Genomic DNA, 16,628 nt, shown 5'->3' with positions numbered 1-16,628 from the left:
CTCTCCAGCGGTGGGAATGGGCCGACTCATCACGAGTGGGCTGTATCTCTTCGCTTTCGCGCTTCGATGGAATGAAGTGTCTCCGGTCGTCGCGCGGTGGTCTAACTCTAGTGGGGTACAGCCGCTAAACCAGGTTGTCGCCCGTGCGCGGAGTCTCTATTCCCTGCATCCCGGTACCGGCCTCCTGGGGCACTGGCGGGTAAGCAGGGCTGGTGTTCTCCCGCACTTCCGGCGCCGCGCCGGCTTCGGTACCAGCACCTGCTGCAGCCGCGCCCACGCCTTCCGGTCCTTGACCCTGGATGTAAGGGTTCTTGATGTTCATGGCTGCCGTTTGGCTAGCCGTAGGGAAATTCGGGTCATCGCCGCCAGGATTGGGCGCCTGGTAGCCGGCTCCCTTCATGATCTCGTCCGCGATGGGCGCGATCATTGGCATCTGGGCCACCTGGGCACCGCCCTGCATGGCGCTGTACGCCGCCTGCACGCCTACCTGCACCTGCTGGGCCGCCAGCAGCTTCTCGCGCGCCGCCACTTCGCGCTCGCGCAGGTCCAGCTCTCGCATCTTGAGGTCGCGTTGCAGCTCCTGCTCGATCTGCTTGCGCAGTTGCTCGGGGTCGGTCTGCTGTGTCGCATCCTTGATTACCTTGATGATTTCCTCCTTGCGAGGCAGATCCATCAAATCCAGCATGAATGGCATCATCACCTGCTGCATCTGAGGCGGCAAGGCCTTGACGGCTTCAGACAGCGCCGCGAGCTGCTGGGCGCGGAAGCTAGATGACGATGGCACATCCGACAAGGCCACCTTGAGGCGCGTGCGCTGCACATCGTTGGACAGATAGCGCAGTCCGCCCTCCTCCACGGTTTCATTGAGCACCACTGTGCGCGGCGGGTTGATGGTGTCGCCCTCGATCACGATCACCTCGCGTTCCTCGCCCAGGTCCTCGATCTCTAGCGCCAGGATGAGCTCGCCCACCATGGCGCGCCCTTCCTTGAAGTTGTCCATCAGGTCGGCAATGCTGATCTGCGACTGCTCCACCTGGGTCTGCTCCTGCACTCCGCTGGTCGCGTTGCCCTTCTGCCCCTGGAAAGCTGCAGTGATGGAGCCGACCCGTTGCAACGACGCACGGCTGTCAGCCATCATCTGCAGCTGCTGGTTGTTGAGCTGAAAGTCGCGCTTGACCTCAAAGCGCGCGCCCTGCCTGGCCATTTCATCTGGATTGAGGATGATGTCCGCATCCGGCCGGGCAATCTGGCGACGGAATTGATCATCCGACATAGCCACCGCGCCCTTGGTGCGCTCGGTCCGGGTGCTGGCCATGCCCCAGCGTAGCTTGGCAATGGAACTATTGAGGTTGTCCTGCGGAAAGATCATGTCGCGCACCAGGCCGAACGGTACGCGCGTCATATCCTCACGGTAGCCCCAGAACGGCACATATGGGAAATGCGGGTGCGAATAGGGACTGGCGCTGTCATGCAGCATGTGTGGACCCATCCAATAGGAACGGCGCATGCGTGCCACGGTGGCGCGCTCCAGCTTGCCCTGGCCGGCGGCCACTGCTGCCCGATGGGCTGGGTTCGCCGCATCAAACTCGACCACCCGGCCGCCGCGCATCTTGAGCAGCACCACATTCACCCAGCGGCGGTACCAGAGCTCACCCAGGCACACCTCGTCCGACTCATGGCGGTACCAGGCCTGCTCGCGCGTGGTCCAGGCGCGATTGGCATCGGCAGCCGAGAGCAACCCGGTCGATACGCCACCCTCGGTGACATAACCGCCGTAGCCACCCAGGCCGCTTACGGTCTGCGCTTGCAGGATCAGCTCCGCCTTGTCCTCAAAGGCCCGCGCCGTGCGCTCTTTGCTGATAAAGCGCTCACGCAGCAGCCAGCGCGCATCAGACAGATCCTTCTCAGAGGCGCGCATATCCCAATGGATTTCATTGCGGTGGATGTAGTGGCAGCGGGTCTTGTACTCGAGCGGGTTGCTGCTGCGCGCCACCTCGACCCAGCCCAGGCCCACGGCCGCCTGGGGCTTGAACGCTTCGCTCATGGCCGCGTCTGCCTTGGAAAAGCGCTCGGCCTGGTTGAGCCGGTAATTCAGCGCGTCGGCCACATCCTTGCCCGTGGGGTCGCCGTCCGGAGTCACTCGCCAATCTGTGCGCGTCTTGGCCTCAAACCCGCAGATCGCCGCGATGGCCGGGCCAATAACGTTTTCCTTGGCCGGCGGCACGCCTGTAGCCTGCAAGCGCTTGAGCAGTTCGGTGCTCAGCTGGTTGCCGTCCGCGTAGTCGGCCTCCTTGTCGGCGGCCGCGCGCCATGGTGGCTGGTCAATGCATTCCTGCACGATCCTGGCGTATTCGAGCACGGTCATGGGCTCGCCCAGATCCGCGTTTTGAGGGGGCTTGATGTATTGCATGGTTGCTCTCACTAGCGCCAGTCGGGCGCATCGGCTTCTTGGTAGTCGTCGTTGGCGCTGGGAATACCAGGCATCTGCGGCACCCACAGCGCCACATAGCGCATGCAGTCCGCGCCATGGCTGAACTCGTCGTGCAGCGGCTCCATGGGCTCATTGGTGACGGCATGGATGCGTCGCTGGTAGCGCTTCAGGCACTCCAGCAGGCGCGCGGTCTTGGTCGCATCGAAGTAGCAGCGCGGCATCAGCATGCGAACCAGCTTGATGCCCTCTTCCACATCCGTGGCCCGCGGCTGTACCATGACCGAGCGCCGGCCCAGCTCGCGCAGCAGCTGCTCCGTGCTCTTGCCCGTCTGAAAATTCTTGGTCTTGCCGTCATGCGGAAGATAGTCCGTACCCCAGCGGTAAGGCAACTTCTCCAGCTTGGCCACGTACCAGTCCAGCGTGCGGTGGCTGTCCTCGATGTGCCCAATGATTCGCACATCCTGGGGGCCGCGCTGAACCAGGGCGATGCTCATGGCATCATTCCAACCCAGATCCCAGACCGTGTGCACCGGCAGCGTCGGGTCATAGGGAACGTCGCGCGCCCGGTTGTCCAGGTAGACCGATTCCATTTCATGGCGGTAGATCGCGCCGGCCGCCACCCGCCGCGCCTTGCCTTCCCAGATATGGGCGTAGTCATCGGCCAGCATGGTGCGCTTGGCCTTGCGCCGCTCCTCATCCAGCACGCGCGGAAACCAAGGGTTGTCGCGCCAGTTGATCTCCACCACCCAAGTATCGGGGCTGGGCGTAGCGATGAAGCGCTGGTAAGTTTCATCCGTCTCCATGTCCGGATTGAGCGTCAGCCATATCTCGCTGCCCTCTTTGCGAATCGTTGGGATCAGGGTGTCCCAGGACCTCTTGCTCACGCCATGGGCTTCTTCCACCCAAACGATGTCGCAGCCCTCAAAGGACTTGATGGAGTCCACGGTATGGCTCTGCAGGCCTGAAAACAGGAACAGCGAGCCATTGATGCCGCGCACCTCGGTTTCCAGCACCTCGAAGAACGCATGCAGATTCAGCCGCGCGATGACATCCTTGAGCAGCTGGTGTACCGACTGCTTGATGGACTTCTGAATCTCGCGGGTGCACAGCACACGCAGAGGCCGGCTGGCCGCCATCACCAGTAGCACGGCCGCCACCGTCCACGACTTGCCGCCGCCGCGCCCGCCATGCATGACCTTGTAGCGCTTGGGATCCCAGATGCCGGCCAGCTTTTCGGGAATGGCCAGCACCGGCACCTCGGGCATGCCTTGCGCTGTAGAGGGGACAGGAGCCAGCTTCATTCCTGCTCGTCCTCGTCTGGCTCATGCACCGGCGCTTTCACATGCACGATCTGAATGGCCGGAGGCACATAGCCAGCAGAACCAGGTGCAGGCTCGTCCTTTTCCTTGTCATCCATGCCAAAGGCGGTGCGCTCCATGTCCACCAACATGCGCAGGCTCTCGGAAAGAGTCTTCATGGTCTTGGAGCGCTCGGGCAGGCTGATGACCTTGTGGTACAGGTCGTTAAGACGGTCGATCCCGTTTTCATCCGGGTTGCGCATGTTCTCGCCCAACTGCTCCAGCAGGGCTACGGTATCGGCGTCGGCCTGCTGCTCCAGCTCGTCCAGCAGCGCATTGGTGATGCGCCGGGCACGGTGGATGTCACGGCGGTGTGCCAGGCGCACATCGGCAATGGCCTGCGCATTGGCATCGACTACGGCGCGCTCTGCAGCTCTGGTTTCCTTGGATACCTCGCTGGATACTGCTGCTTTGGATACCAGCGCATCCGCCTTGCGCTGGATTTTTTCGGACAGGTCTCGCTCCCATCCATCGCGCTTTGCTCTCTTGTTGATAGCGCCGTGCGTAATGCCGTTCTCATCTGCAATCTGGCGCAGTGTCTTTACGCCTGCGCGGTAATCAAGCTCGATGCGTTCCCAATCCGCAGGTGCGACTTTGCCAGCCGCTTTTGCGCCGGAGGCCGATTGGGTACTCTTTTGGGGTTTGGATACTGCCTCTTTGGATGCCATGCACCAAATACTGCGTGTCCCCGAACAGAATGACGAACCCTAGTGGGGTCTAAAGAAATACTTAGGAATACTGTCAACCCATAAGTCAGCAATGAACTACACAACAAACAAATTGGCTGGCATGCCTACCTCATAGCACCCCAATTTACTCTGCCATGAATCCGGCGGTAAATATCACTGTGGGCACCGCCACCGGTATTAGGATGAGAGAAAAAAACAATATTTGATGCATCGAGATAATTAATTTTCCCTTTTTCCATTGGAATGTTTCCAACTGACGAATAAGTGATTTTATCGGCTTCAATGCAATTCGTCGGATGACGAATGGTCGGAGGACCTGCCAAGGAAATAGCAGCGTCCCCTTGACCTTTGCATACAGCATTCCACTGCTTATGTGATCCTGCCATATCTGACCAAAATGCCGTAGTTACTGCGCTGTCATGGATGCTTGAAGTCAGTACAACAGTGTGTGCACGATCAAGACATCCTTCTTTGTAAGTAAAACCATCACCAGCACCATCAGCCGTCAGCCTCCTGATCGAAAATGCCCCTTCCCACCCAATTAGAACATCCCACTTACGTGGATGTCTCGGCCCATCCCAAACACTATCACCACACACAGCGGAAAACATTGCCCTCGCGCCAAACGAATGCCCCAACGCCACCAAAGTCACATCGGATGGAGCGACAGTCCTAACTACATCTAACACATCAGCAAGCCAGATTGCACCGACTTCATCTGCATCGTGAGCTTTCGCTGTGTAACTAGCGACACGAATCAGTGGATCCAACCATTGAGATGTCCATATACTGGGCCAAGTCACACCGATGAACAGAGGCTCGTACAGGGATTTATCATCTACTGCAGCAGCGTGAATATGAGACGCAATAGCATTGAAATTTTGTACAGCTTCAATTTGTGGCGTATTCCACCCCATGGATGCCACAATTATGTGGGTATATGGCTTCCCGTTTTCAGCCTTGAGCTTGATTGCACGGCTGAGTTCTGCTGACAAGGCTTTCAATGCCAACTCAGAGTCACGTTGGGCGGTTACGCTATTTCCAGTCACCGTATCTTGATTCAGACAAGGCTTCGCAGGTGCTTCACCGGCCTTGTTACCAATATCGCCACCCCACTGCGAGTACATTGTATAAATTATGCAGTTACCGGCACCGTAAAAATTCCCCTCATATTTCATCACATGAGAAATATAGTGTGTCTTAGGTTCATGAATCATCCTAAGCTTAACTTTACTCAATCCAGGTTGGTCATTTTTATTATCTACAGGAAATTTGGCATCTTTACCAACCGCATGATGCCTCCCCTTATCAAATCCAATCAAGTACCCAGGAAAATTCAACGCGATGGACTCAGGGCCGTAAAGAGCATCATGAAATACTCCATTCTCACCCAACCCACCTCTTGTCGTGATGGAATTTTCTTCTTGAAAATATCCTGTTGGCCGCCCTCCTGCACAGCCTACCGCAAATAGGCTGCACAGGCAGAACGTTATGACTATTCCTATTCGGACAAGATTCATACAGCCTCCTATCAGGTCGGCACAGAATTCAGTCTTATTAACGAACTCATCATGACCATCAGACTTGCAGCTTGTCAATATCAGGATCAATCTAAAACTAGCCAATCATTTCCACGAAGAAGGCCACTGTACAAATGTGTTCCCCACTGCTTCAATAACAGGCTTTCTACTGCGTAAACTCCAGCTTGCTCTGAGCCGAGATCTCTGCACGTGCCTCCTTTAGCCCCCTGTATCTACGCTGCACATCTCTGAGTTGCTGGGCCATCTCCACCATGCGGGCCTCCATCTCCTGCACGCGCTCCAGGGCGGATGCCTCCAGCGCCTTGCCTGCCAACATAGGCGCCAACTGACGCGCCTCAGCCGGTACCAATGTCATTACCTCGTCGCCCTTCTCGATCTTGTAAATACCATTGGGCATGACTGTGCACGAGACAGCCTGTGCAGCCACGTGCTGGTGCAGCGGCCGGTAGCACTGCTTCAGCGGACTGATCATGCCCTCGCCCCGCAGCACCTTGATCCGGTCATCCACCGTGGTGGGCTTCAACCCGGTCATGGCCACAATACGCTCGCGCGTGGGCTCCCCGCCGGCGTCGTGAATCTGCCTGATTGCCTCAAACACCAGCATGAGCGTCGGCGTTTCCTCCGTGGTTCCAAGGTCCACGCCACCATCACGGGCGCGGTGTGTCGATGTTCCAGAGGTTTGCTTTGCTTGTGTGGAATTCATTGATGCTCCAGGGTGTTTGGTTCGATACGCTTATCAGGCCCACAGGGACAGCTTCTTGGGCCAGAGTCCGGCCTTCAGGATCTGTTCGCGGGTAAAGCGGCCGGCTTCTATGCCGTACTCGCGGTGGGCCTCTCGCCCCCCGAACTCGAGCAGCCGATAGTTGTCATAGGCCACATGGCAACCTTCAATGCCAGGGCGGCTGCAGCAGAGCGGGAAGCCCGTGCGGTCGTCTGTCTTCCAGCTCAGTCCCTTGCCGTAATTGAGGTGGGCATGCTGGCTGTAGCCGCTGATGCCGCACCAGATGCAAGGCAGCTCCGCCACCAGACGGCGGTAGGGCTCGCTCTCGATCGCACGCTCCTTCGGCACCACGATGCCTGTCGTACCAGCGCCGGGCGCCATGGTGACGTTCCCGGGGAGCATGCTGGCCGTTGCACGCGCGCTCTCGATCTGGCGGGCGGCGCGCTCGGCAAGGCGCTGTTCACGGCTTCCGGCCTGGCCGGGCTCGCAGTGGTGGCCTTCGTCCTGCTCATCACGGAGCCCAGCGCCAGCCCAGCCACCGCGAGACTTGAAGCCCTTGCCGGGTTTGAGAGGGGCGCGGCGCATCAGTACCATGCGCGCCCCTTGTCCTCTACAGCCACTAGGTTGCCGTAGTTGTCCACCACGCAAACGGTGGTGCATCCCACCTGCACCACGTTGCAGCAGCGGTTTTCCATCCAGCGCTTGACGAGGTAGCGCCCGTCCACCTCTCGGTCGTAAGTCGGCCACACCAGCCGCGTGATGCGCGATGTAGAGGGCGGCTTGCGCTGGCCAGCCAGGGGCACTTGCTTGCCAAAAAAGGCGATATCCACCATCAGAACACCTCCTTTTCCCAGCCGCCGCCGTCCTTCTTTGCCTTCTTTTTGATAGCAATGAACTCAACCGGAAAAAGCGATGCAGCTACCTTTGTCTTGACCTTCGCGTCATCAGTCCAGTAACCCTTGACCTCATGAGCCTGCAATTGGCCATCGGCAAGCATCACCATGAAGTCGGGCGTGTAGCGTGTGTCGTCGGCCAGCTTGAACGTCATCGCCTCAAACTTGAACCATGCGATTTCCCCGGCGTGCTGGCGCTGGGTCAGGTGCTCGTGATAGGCCTGCTCCGTGCCATTCATCTCGCCAGCCTTCATCCGGCCCTTGGCATACATGGCCGCCTTTGGGTCCCTCGCAGCTACTGGGGCTTGAGGTCGTCCGGTCTTGGCTTGAACCCCAGGCGCTTGAGCTCGGCTCGCACCGCCTCCCGCATTCCTGGCCACAGGCCGTGACCATGTGTCACGGATTCCTCTTCCAACTCCAAGGCCCTTTGCCTTGAGTAGTGCCACCACCCCGGCGTCATTGCCAGCCGCACCAGATGGTCTCTGGCGGCTAGGTAGTGCGGTGGTAAATCGTTTGGCATTCATCACCTGCCCTCCTGCTGGTAGGCCAGCACAGCGGCGGCGGTCTTGCGCTTCTCTTGATTCAGGCGCATGCGGTCTGCCCGGGCCAGAACCTGGGCATGGGTGAAGCGCCCAGCCTTGCGGGCGAAGTGGTCGCGCAGCTTGGCCAACTGCTGCAGCGCGGTGCGTTCTGCTCCTGATGGAGCAATCTCCGGCGCAGGCAGCGCCAGCGCAGCGCGTGGTGCAGGTAGCTGCAGTTGGTGGCGAACATCCTCGGTCAAGGCTTCCAGACCGCCCGGCAGGCGCCCTGCAGTCATGGCCTCCTGCAAGGCGCGGGTGCGCCCCTCGGGGTCATGACCAAGGCTCACTTGCACCACAGGATGCTGGCGCAGCGCGCGGGCTTCGCCAGTAATGCGGCCGTATGCCTCAACGAAAGCCTGTCGGGCACCGAACTTGTCGCCAGCACGCAGCAGCGGCGCAGCCACGGCCCAGGCATCGGCAATCTCGTTCGTCCACACGATGGTGGCGCGGTCGTCCGAGCTGGACAGCGCCAGCGCATAGGCTTCCGCCGGCAGCAGCCGGCCCATGGCATGGTCCACGTACTGCAGCACGGTGCCGGTGAGGATCTGGCCTTTGTGCTCGGCACGGATGCGGGCGAGTGCCATGCGCAGCAGTGACTTGTCGATGTGGGAGAGGTCAGAGGCCAGCAGCGCCAGCGCGGCAGGGCGAATCTGCTGTCCGGACAGCTCCATGGTGGCGCCCAATTCCTCCAGCAGCCAGTCGGTATCTTGCTCGTCAAGCATTGCCGCCCTCCTTGCGCTGGCGCGTCAGGCGCTTGGCTTCCTCGATGGCATCAAAGTTGGCGCTGCTCTTGTCAGCAGCCTGCGCTGCCGTTGCCGTCACGGCCTGACCGCATGCCCACTGGGTGCGGTATCCCTCGGCCTGGTTGACCAGCACGCCCATGCCGTGGGAGTTCTTCACCACAAAGGCCTCGTTGACGTTCGCCACGTACCACGCGGCCACCAGCGGTGCCTCCTCGTGGCCCAGGCGCTTGACCAGCGCTTTGACGTTGGCATTCACCGGGGCGTTGCGAACGGGCTTGACCCCGTATCGCTGCTCAAACGCGAAGCTGTAGGCCGCCCATGTCTCCCGGCAAGCAGCCTGCAGTGCGGTTTCCTCGGTGTTTTCAGCTTGCCCTGCCCCACCACGGCCCGACTGCAAAGCAGGCGGGGATGATTCATTGGCGGTTAAGTGACGGTTCAACTGATGATTTGGGGGCGGCATTTGCCCCTCTAGACCGGCGGCATCTGCCGGGGCTGGGGCGGCATTTGCCGGGGGTACTGCGGCATTTGCCGGTGGGGCGGCATCTGCACCCGGGGCGGCAGCCGCAGGGGGGGCGGCATTTGCCGCCACATCGGTTTTGCGCTTGGTGGTGCGCTTGCTCTCCGCCGGAGCCTTGGCCGGGTCAAAGCGCTTGGGGCAGACGGTATAGCTGGTGCTGGTGTTGTGGCGGTACTCGCGGAACACAGCGCCAGCCGCTTGCAGCCAGGCCAAGGCATCGCGCACAGCGCGCTCGGACAGGCAGGTACGTGCGGCGATGGTCCCGACTGCAGGCCAGCACACGCCATCGTCGTTGGCTTGGTCAGCCAGAGAAATGAGGACAGCCTTCTGGCTTGGGCTCATGCCCTGCAGGGGCCAGCAGGCCGCCATGATGATCGTGCTCATGCTGTCACCCCGCCGCTCTGCTTCAGGCGCACCTGGTGCTGGCTCCACAGGCCCGCAATCCATTCCACGCCCTTGGGGGTGAACTTGGTGGTGTTGAACGCATGGTCGTTGGCCGTTGCCACACCGGCGCGCACCACAAAGCGGCCCGCTTCGATATGGTTCTGGTATGCCGTCCATTCATTTGCGAGGCGGTACATGATCTTGGCGTCCTGCAACCAGGTGCGAAATTCATGCTCATTGGCCTGCAGCAGCTTGGCCACCTGCCTGAAGCCCATGGAGCCGTTGGCCGCCACATAGCGGTCCACATACTCCACCTTGGGCGCAGCCAGCGCCAGCTGCTCCTGCTGAGCTTCGATCTGCTCGGCCTGCTCTGCAGCAAGGCGCAGCGCCTGGGCCATGGTCTGGGGAAGCCTGGGGGCCTGCTGGGCCTCCAGCTCCTGCCAGCGTGCAATGACGCGGCGGCGAAGCATCACGTTGTAGCCAGCCAGCAGCGTGTAGGTCAGCTCGCGGCCCAGGTGGAAAGCCGTGGTGTATCCCCGTCCGTCCTGGTCTTCGCGCACATGCTCCAGTTCTGGATCATCTTGCAGGCTGTCCAGCATCGCGCGAATGTCGCGGTTCACATGACCCAGCTCCTTGCCCGTCAGCTCCGCAATCTCGCGGCTGCTCATGGTCAGCGGCACGGCCGCCGGTGAAAGTGTCGGATTCAGATTCATCGGCCATGCCCTCCGAATTCGCGGCCCTCAAATGGCACTGCCATTTGTGCGCGGATGTCCATAGCATTGGCGTCATGCAAAGCTTTTTCAGCAACCATCAGCGTGTATGTCTTGCCATACACCCAGGCGTACATGCAGTCTCGCTGAGCGCTGGAGCCGTCCTGGTTGCGCTCGGCGGCCTTCCGGCGGAAAAGCTCGTCGGTACGGGAGTCAAGCCAAGTTTTGGCAGGGGTGTCCAGCTTTCCAAACGGGCCGGCAATGCCACGGGCAAACATGGGTGTGAACTCGTCCCCGGCCAGATGTTCGATCGCGTGATCCAGAACTTCCTGCGCTTCCTCGGGGGGCAGCCCCTTGAGCGCGTCCAGAACAGCAGCAAGCGCCGTGTTCTGGGCCTTGGACAGGTGAGTGAGTTGCGCGATGCGCTTGGTGGTGTCAGTCATTGCCCACCTCCTTGGTTGAAGTGGATGGCTGCGCCAGCTCAGGCCAGATTTGGGTGTACTGATCGGGAAACAGATCCTGCCTAGTCACAGAAGTGAGCTTCTCAAGGCTTGCAGCGCAAGCAGCAGGGATCGGGCGTCGTCCGCTGATCCACTGAGATATCTCGGAAGGGGATTTGCCCAAGGCTCGTGCCAGAGCAGTCGGGCCACCTGCCTCAGTGCTGGCTCGCTTTGCAAATGCTGCATGTTTCATACAGCAAATTTAGCATAGCTAACCAGCAACATCAAGCCACGCTAAATTCAATACTTATTAGCATCGCTAACATGAAAGAATGGACTACTGAGGAAGAGGCTGCGAACCTGCGTCGCCTTCTTACCGGCGTTAAGAACAAAGCACAGTTCGCCAAGGACAATGGAGTTCCAGGCGGAGCGTCCATGCTTTCACAGCACCAAAGCGGACATCGCCCCATCAGCCTAGACGCGGCCAAGGCGTATGCAAAAGGGCTGGGAATCGGAATCGGAGAAATTGCTCCTCGCTTTGCAAAGCTGGTCTCAGATGTTTCGGAGCTTGCTCAGCCTGCGCCTCATCCAAAGGCACAAGAAATTGACCTGTCTGCATATAGCGCTGTTCCGATGTATCACGCGCCGGATGCAGTCATTGTTCCAGTGTTGTCCAACTGCGGCAGCATGGGGCCCGGCTCTGAGTTGTTGGAGTCAGATGTCATCGTGGGTGACCTGGCCCTGTCGCCTCACTGGATCAATCAGCAGATCAGACCCCAGAACCCGCAAGAGCTGCGCTTCATTCACGCCTACGGGGACAGCATGGCTCCTACCTTTACTGATGGAGATGTACTGCTTGTCGACACCGGACTCAGCGCACGCGATCCAAGTTCGCGCGAAGGCGTCTACGTGCTGCGCGCAAACGATCGTAATTTCATCAAGCGTGTCACCCCGACCTTTGACGGCAAGCTGCAAGTGACAAGCGACAACCCCAGTGCCAAGACTGTGCAAACGCTCAATGGCGATCATCAAGTGGATGTCGTCGGGCGAGTAGTATGGGCTTGGAACGGAAAAAGGCTGTAGCAGGCAAACTCCTGATTGGCCTTGAAATCATTCAGCCTAAAGCCCGTCATATGCGGGCTTTTTTATGCCCGCCAATCGTCCCTGATCTCGTTGATCACCCAGGCCACCAACACGGCCAGGATCCACAGACCAACCATTTGTGTCATGAGGGTAGACATCGCCGCTCTCCTTGAAGTGCGTGATACCTAAATGCTCCTCCTTCAATAGACAGCACGCAACCTGAGACAGCTCGCCTTGTGCGGGCTTTTTTGTCTTTGAACCACTGCGCACGATCAAGACACAGCAACGCTACAAAAAATATTTAGCACAGCTATTGCGCAATTAATTTAGCAACGCTACATTAAACCCATCGCAGCAACGCGGTGGGTGCCAAGTGATCGAGCCAGCACCTCAGGTCCTTAAAAAGCCAGAGATTCAATGCACGTCGTGAGACACGCTGCGCCCCGATGACTTTCCGGAACGCGCCGCGACTCTGCCGCCCCGAAGCGGTGGATGGTGCTAACCGGCGCAGATAGTGATCTGCATAAAGCTGCCAGAGCGAAGCGCAAGCCAGTGACAGTGGGAGATATGCGCCGCCGCCCGGAGCGCATCCGGGGTTCAAACGAAAGCCTTGCTAGCAGCGCTTTCGTTTGAGTAAAGTGAACCTATGACACGCATAAACACAACCGAAATCTGGGAGCGGCACGGCTACAAAGTCGAACGCATTGAGCAAGTGATGGGCGCGCCCCAGCGCAATGTGTATGGGCCCGACGGCGTGCTGCTGATCGAGGATGCCGAGTACACCCAGGAGACTGAAGCCCTGCGCGACCTCGGATTCATAGACTAAGCGCCGACCGCATCTGGCGGGCTCTTCTATCGGCCACCGACAGGTGGCTTTTTTGTATCCGGAGATCTTGAGATGTGAGCATTCAGCCAACATTTGTCATACATGCGCCCTCTCCCGCAGGGCAATAGCGGGGCCATCAAGAAAGAGCGCGGCAATGAAAAACTGCAACGTGGGTGGAGTTGGCAAATCCGCTCTTTTTCTTGATGGTGCCGGGGGTCGGCTCCCCGGTTATTACAAACCAGGCTTGCAAGGGCCTGGCTGGAATACTGCAAGAGGGTAATCGCACCGGTCTTAGGTGCCCATCATGACCACCCCGGGAAAGTAGCGGGGGCTATCTGGCGTGACTGCTCAAGCAGGTACGGCAGTTCAGGAATGGGCATGGGCTGGCGGCAATCAGGAACGCGACGCTTGCGTCGTGGCGACAGCGGTCACACCAGATGGCTCTACCCCCTTTGGTGTAAGACGGACTCCTATTGATCGCCCGAAAAGCATCATGCAGAATTCGGCCCCATCTACCTGTTACGCCGGGCCTGGGATCCCTCCTCCCTCCCTTACTGACCTCTTCCCCAGGCAGGGCCCGAAAGGGTCACCGGCTCTTTATTCAAGCCCGCAGCACCTGCTCGCGGGCTTTTCTTTTTGAGACACGCAGTCACGCACCATTTAGCTTGGCAACCTCATCAAAGAAAGATGACAACCGCGAAGGGAGGGTGCACCGTTTGAGGTTCCACAGATATCACAAGTTGAATCAAAGGTATCCAATCGCTCAATCTGTAAGCGCCTACATACCTGCTTACATCTGCCAGTTACAACAAGACGGACTCACAAAGATACGTCAGCTCGCAGGTTCTGCGGCCAGTCTCTGAGATGTAGGGAGTGTCCTCATGAAGAAATTTAATCCTGCTGCCAAGCACGCAAACCGCGCCTATGTACGCATGCATACATATGTGACGAAACATTTTGACTGGGATCTCTTCACCAAAGACTACCGCGTAGTCCTGAACACAGACCAGGATGGAGGTGTCACGCTGTACATCGTCAAAGTCTTCGACAAGAACGGTCAGTTGGCGGCACTGGGGCCAAAGATCCCTAACCAGATTACGTTCTCGTACCGCCAGGCGCCCATCATGTCGGTATGGACCGAGTTCTTCAACGACGGCAAATTCACCTGGCGCAATGTCTCATGCCGCTAGATGCGACAGCGGACACGCCAGGTGGCAAGTCAAGTTGATTTCTTTCCACCACCGACAAGGTAGACGTTGCCCTCAGCCACGTTGTTGAGAAGCTCGCGATACGCATTCACCAAATGATCGCGGCCAAGCCTGAATGCGGGGTCCGTCCTATCAGGTCCATCCTGATGCTTGGCATCTAGCTGTGCAGCGCGCAGCTCTCTCGCCACCTGGTGCGCAGTCTCTGGTGGAAGCACCTTGACGACTGCCGTTAAGATCATGGACAACGCAGCGAATGCGCCAGATTCTTCCTGGGTCATGAAGCACCTCCAGTCTGTTGACCCATTTTAGTTTCCAGCCGTGCATGGGGCTCATTTCTTCCCACCATCTCTGAACTATTCCCCAAGCAGACCCGAAAGGTCACCGGCTCTCTATTAAAGCCCGCAGCAACCGCTCGCGGGCTTTTTCTTTGTCCTCAGGAGATTTCATGCATTCGACTCCATCCCCTGCCCACACCACAAAGCTGCTGCTCGCGGCGCAGTGGGCTCTCACCGGCTTCGGCCTCTTCTGCCTGGTCGGCGCGGCTGTGGTGATCGCACTCACGCCAGAAGCCTGGCCCCTCTGAGCATTCAGCTCGGATAGCTGAACAAGATTTTTGAAGAGGAGATCCTCATGCTGAAGACGATTGTTGATTCCGTGCTGGTCATCGTCGGCGCTCTGCTTCTCGTAGCATGGCTGTCCGCGCCTGATGCCCAAGCCGATGAACCCCAATCCATCACCCAAAGCCTGCGCGACGAGTTCGCTTGCCCGGGAATGCATGCCGAATGGCTAGATGACAAAACGGTGCAGTGCCTCAAAGAAATGCCGTGAGTCACCTATGGGGCTTAATGCTAACCAGCAAGTAACAGGCTGCACCTATACTGAACCCAGTAATAGAGGGAGGTAGCATTGATATTGCTCGGGAGTTTTATTTATCACAGCGAAATTGCTGCCGATGTCGATATTGGTTGTGTGGCTGAGATCGCCAAGTTTTCCCGTGCCTTTAACCAGGCACACGACATCACTGGAGTTCTAATATTTGACGGTCAACGCTTCGTTCAGTACATCGAAGGTCCGCAGGAATATGTGATTGCGCTTGCGAACAAAATCGCCCTGGACACCAGACACACCAACTTCACCCCTCTTCATCAAGCCCAAGACATCACACAGCGCCTCTTCGCTCAATGGGCAATGGCATATGTCACCGATGATGACGCCGAGCCTCTCGCAAGCATGTTGACCGCGCAAGGGGACGCAGCATTAAGCAGCCTGCAGAAACTACTGCCCCAGTTGGACGCCGCATAGCGGAACGACAACCTATCCATTTACTGCCTGAGCGCAGTAAAAATCTGAATCTCTCAAAAGCCCGCAACCGCGGGCTTTTTCTATTTCTGGAGACCCGATGTTCAAGAGCATGATCATTTACCGCATTGCCGAAAGCTGGCAAAGCGATCTGCAGGCGCTGGAGGATGCCCTGCAAAAGACAGTCTTTGAGGAGTGCGGCGCCACGCAGGAGCGCTCCATCGGCTGGGTACCGCCGCGCGGCGAGGCCCATGGCCCGCTGGCGGAAAGCGTGGCCGGTCAATGGGTGATGCGCTTCATGACCGAGGCCAAAGTACTTCCGGCCAGCGTGCTCAATCGCAAGGTCAACGAGAAGGCCGAGCACATCGAAAAGACAGAGGGCCGCAAGCCCGGCAAGAAGGAAAAGCGCGACCTCAAGGACGAGGCCAAGCTGGACCTGCTGCCCATGGCCTTCACCAAGCAGGGCAGCATGTGGGTCTGGATCGATCCTCAGGCCCGCACCTTGGTGCTGGACACCAGCGCCCAGGGCCGCGCCGACGAGGTGGTGACGCTGCTAGTCGAAGGCCTGCCCGGCTTCGCTCTGGCCCTGCTGGACACCCAGACCAGCCCACAGGCCGCCATGGCGCATTGGCTGATGACCCAGGAGCCGCCCGCCGGCTTCACCGCCGACCGCGAAACGGAGCTGAAAGCCTGCGACGAATCAAAGGCGGTCGTGCGCTACGCCCGCCACCCGCTGGATATTGATGAGGTCCGCAAGCACATCGAGCAAGGCAAGCTGCCCACCAAGCTGGCGATGACCTGGGACGACCGTGTGAGCTTTGTGCTGACCGAAGGCCTGCAGATCAAGAACATCGTGCTGCTGGATGCGGTCATGGACGGCAACAGCCAGGACGATGACGGCTTCGATACCGATGTGGCCATTGCCACCGGCGAGCTGTCACGCCTGATTCCCGACCTGATCGAAGCATTGGGCGGCGAAGGCCGCACCCGCCTGGGTGACCTGCCCGCCTCGCTGGCTGGCAGCGCCAGCGGTCACTCATCACTTCAGCGCAGGTGTGAAAACAACGACTAACGCAGCCACTGCGGCACTTCCTAGAACAAGTCGGCCAGCAATAGAAGTCCAGAGAGTGACTTGTCGTGCCTTAAGCCATAAATAGCAATTCTTTTGCTTTTCACGGTCGAACTCAAACAAGCCCATATCAAG

Annotated in this window: 21 protein-coding genes; 7 read left to right on the top strand and 14 right to left on the bottom strand. The window is 58.9% G+C overall.

All coding sequences use genetic code 11. The features are described 5' to 3' along the window. Positions 1-124: 124 nt before the first annotated feature. From AAIL66_RS16020 to AAIL66_RS15960, 13 genes are all read right to left on the bottom strand, one after another. Complete coding sequence (locus AAIL66_RS16020) at positions 125-2,410, bottom strand: hypothetical protein (protein ID WP_343497195.1); 2,286 nt, start codon at positions 2,408-2,410, stop codon at positions 125-127. An 11-nt stretch (positions 2,411-2,421) separates the two neighbouring features. Then, on the bottom strand, positions 2,422-3,732 hold the full coding sequence (locus AAIL66_RS16015; RefSeq protein ID WP_343497194.1) for a PBSX family phage terminase large subunit: 1,311 nt from the start codon (positions 3,730-3,732) through the stop codon (positions 2,422-2,424). Further along, positions 3,729-4,457: a hypothetical protein gene (locus AAIL66_RS16010; RefSeq protein ID WP_343497193.1), complete on the bottom strand. Its 729-nt coding sequence runs from the start codon at positions 4,455-4,457 to the stop codon at positions 3,729-3,731. The genes AAIL66_RS16015 and AAIL66_RS16010 overlap by 4 nt, the downstream gene beginning before the upstream one ends. A 125-nt stretch (positions 4,458-4,582) precedes the next feature. Further along, positions 4,583-5,998, bottom strand: a complete 1,416-nt coding sequence (locus tag AAIL66_RS16005; RefSeq protein ID WP_343497192.1) for a hypothetical protein — start codon at positions 5,996-5,998, stop codon at positions 4,583-4,585. Between the two features lie 166 nt (positions 5,999-6,164). After that, positions 6,165-6,722 (bottom strand): hypothetical protein, encoded by a 558-nt coding sequence (locus AAIL66_RS16000; RefSeq protein ID WP_343497191.1) that lies wholly within the window; start codon positions 6,720-6,722, stop codon positions 6,165-6,167. 33 nt (positions 6,723-6,755) lie between these two features. Next, positions 6,756-7,334, bottom strand: a complete 579-nt coding sequence (locus tag AAIL66_RS15995) for a hypothetical protein (RefSeq protein WP_343497190.1) — start codon at positions 7,332-7,334, stop codon at positions 6,756-6,758. Then, entirely contained in the window at positions 7,325-7,573 is a 249-nt protein-coding gene (locus tag AAIL66_RS15990; protein ID WP_343497189.1) for a hypothetical protein, read from the bottom strand. The genes AAIL66_RS15995 and AAIL66_RS15990 overlap by 10 nt, the downstream gene beginning before the upstream one ends. Then, positions 7,573-7,905 carry a DUF1064 domain-containing protein gene (locus AAIL66_RS15985; protein WP_343497188.1) on the bottom strand — a complete coding sequence of 111 codons (333 nt, stop codon included), beginning with the start codon at positions 7,903-7,905 and terminating at the stop codon, positions 7,573-7,575. The genes AAIL66_RS15990 and AAIL66_RS15985 overlap by 1 nt, the downstream gene beginning before the upstream one ends. Before the next feature lie 251 nt (positions 7,906-8,156). Next, positions 8,157-8,936, bottom strand: a complete 780-nt coding sequence (locus AAIL66_RS15980) for a hypothetical protein (protein WP_343497187.1) — start codon at positions 8,934-8,936, stop codon at positions 8,157-8,159. Then, positions 8,929-9,858 carry a helix-turn-helix domain-containing protein gene (locus AAIL66_RS15975; RefSeq protein WP_343497186.1) on the bottom strand — a complete coding sequence of 310 codons (930 nt, stop codon included), beginning with the start codon at positions 9,856-9,858 and terminating at the stop codon, positions 8,929-8,931. The genes AAIL66_RS15980 and AAIL66_RS15975 overlap by 8 nt, the downstream gene beginning before the upstream one ends. Further along, the gene (locus AAIL66_RS15970) at positions 9,855-10,571 is read right to left on the bottom strand and encodes a phage antirepressor KilAC domain-containing protein (protein WP_343497185.1); all 717 of its coding nucleotides are present in this window, start codon (positions 10,569-10,571) and stop codon (positions 9,855-9,857) included. The genes AAIL66_RS15975 and AAIL66_RS15970 overlap by 4 nt, the downstream gene beginning before the upstream one ends. Further along, entirely contained in the window at positions 10,568-11,011 is a 444-nt protein-coding gene (locus AAIL66_RS15965; protein WP_343497184.1) for a hypothetical protein, read from the bottom strand. Before AAIL66_RS15965 ends, AAIL66_RS15970 begins: the two co-directional genes overlap by 4 nt. Next, the gene (locus AAIL66_RS15960) at positions 11,004-11,261 is read right to left on the bottom strand and encodes a YdaS family helix-turn-helix protein (protein ID WP_343497183.1); all 258 of its coding nucleotides are present in this window, start codon (positions 11,259-11,261) and stop codon (positions 11,004-11,006) included. The genes AAIL66_RS15965 and AAIL66_RS15960 overlap by 8 nt, the downstream gene beginning before the upstream one ends. Positions 11,262-11,332: 71 nt before the next feature. Here AAIL66_RS15960 and AAIL66_RS15955 point away from each other — a divergent pair, with 71 nt between their 5' ends. The 3 genes from AAIL66_RS15955 to AAIL66_RS15945 all read left to right on the top strand — a co-directional run bounded on the left by AAIL66_RS15955 (position 11,333) and on the right by AAIL66_RS15945 (position 14,107). Beyond that, positions 11,333-12,091: a S24 family peptidase gene (locus tag AAIL66_RS15955; protein WP_229228279.1), complete on the top strand. Its 759-nt coding sequence runs from the start codon at positions 11,333-11,335 to the stop codon at positions 12,089-12,091. Between the two features lie 646 nt (positions 12,092-12,737). Next, entirely contained in the window at positions 12,738-12,917 is a 180-nt protein-coding gene (locus tag AAIL66_RS15950; protein WP_057091911.1) for a hypothetical protein, read from the top strand. Positions 12,918-13,861: 944 nt separating this feature from the next. After that, positions 13,862-14,107: a hypothetical protein gene (locus tag AAIL66_RS15945; RefSeq protein ID WP_343497182.1), complete on the top strand. Its 246-nt coding sequence runs from the start codon at positions 13,862-13,864 to the stop codon at positions 14,105-14,107. Between the two features lie 29 nt (positions 14,108-14,136). Here AAIL66_RS15945 and AAIL66_RS15940 read toward each other — a convergent pair whose 3' ends face one another. Next, positions 14,137-14,403, bottom strand: a complete 267-nt coding sequence (locus tag AAIL66_RS15940; RefSeq protein ID WP_034372416.1) for a hypothetical protein — start codon at positions 14,401-14,403, stop codon at positions 14,137-14,139. 167 nt (positions 14,404-14,570) lie between these two features. Between AAIL66_RS15940 and AAIL66_RS15935 the strand changes: the two genes are divergently transcribed. The 4 genes from AAIL66_RS15935 to AAIL66_RS15920 all read left to right on the top strand — a co-directional run bounded on the left by AAIL66_RS15935 (position 14,571) and on the right by AAIL66_RS15920 (position 16,496). Continuing rightward, positions 14,571-14,708, top strand: a complete 138-nt coding sequence (locus AAIL66_RS15935) for a hypothetical protein (RefSeq protein ID WP_202788964.1) — start codon at positions 14,571-14,573, stop codon at positions 14,706-14,708. Between the two features lie 47 nt (positions 14,709-14,755). Further along, positions 14,756-14,953, top strand: a complete 198-nt coding sequence (locus tag AAIL66_RS15930; RefSeq protein WP_202788965.1) for a hypothetical protein — start codon at positions 14,756-14,758, stop codon at positions 14,951-14,953. 78 nt (positions 14,954-15,031) lie between these two features. Further along, positions 15,032-15,427 (top strand): BLUF domain-containing protein, encoded by a 396-nt coding sequence (locus tag AAIL66_RS15925; RefSeq protein WP_012837705.1) that lies wholly within the window; start codon positions 15,032-15,034, stop codon positions 15,425-15,427. Positions 15,428-15,524: 97 nt separating this feature from the next. Beyond that, positions 15,525-16,496, top strand: coding sequence for a recombination-associated protein RdgC (locus AAIL66_RS15920; RefSeq protein WP_343497181.1), 972 nt, complete (start codon positions 15,525-15,527; stop codon positions 16,494-16,496). Positions 16,497-16,628: the final 132 nt, after the last annotated feature.

The sequence above is a fragment of the Comamonas sp. F1-6 genome, assembly GCF_039581415.1.
Classification (GTDB): domain Bacteria; phylum Pseudomonadota; class Gammaproteobacteria; order Burkholderiales; family Burkholderiaceae_C; genus Comamonas; species Comamonas thiooxydans.
This window is presented reverse-complemented; position numbering and strand designations above follow the sequence as displayed.